We start from the raw sequence: 459 nt of genomic DNA, 5'->3' as shown, positions 1-459 counted from the left end.
GCCAGGCGGCCGGGAGGCTGGACAGCGGGCGGGCGGCGAGCACCACCACGAGTGCCTGGCGGATAGGGAAGGCCAGCAGCAAGCCCCCCCCGATGCAGGCCGTGCTCGGGTCGGCCAGCCAGTTGTAGCCCTGGTGACCGCACAGCCCGAGAAGTTGGTTCAGCGGACCGTACAGCGGGTTGAGCACCCACAGGAACAGCACCGCCAGGGCCACGTCGGGGATGACTGTGGGCATGTAGACGGCGGTGCGGAACCAGCGGCCACCCGGACGGGGCGCGGCGAGCAGCAGACCGAGCCCCACCGCGGCGACGAACCGTACCGGCTCGGCGAGCACCACGGGGAACAGGACGGCCTCCAGCCTGTCGAGCAGGAGGCAGTCTAGGAGCTTCTGTCGGATGTTTACGACCCCGATGAACTGCGGGTCCCGGGTTAGGATGGGTCGGTCGGAGAACGCGTACC

1 protein-coding gene is annotated in these 459 nt (G+C 69.7%); it reads right to left on the bottom strand.

Annotated features, from left to right (window positions below; all coding sequences use genetic code 11):
• A partial coding sequence (locus tag JMF97_RS30690) for an ABC transporter permease family protein (RefSeq protein ID WP_203224680.1) occupies positions 1-459 on the bottom strand: 459 nt, incomplete at both ends.

The organism is Micromonospora fiedleri, from assembly GCF_016774385.1.
Lineage (GTDB): Bacteria > Actinomycetota > Actinomycetes > Mycobacteriales > Micromonosporaceae > Micromonospora > Micromonospora gifhornensis.
Note: the sequence above shows the minus strand (reverse complement) of the source record. Positions and strands in the feature narration are given on the sequence as shown.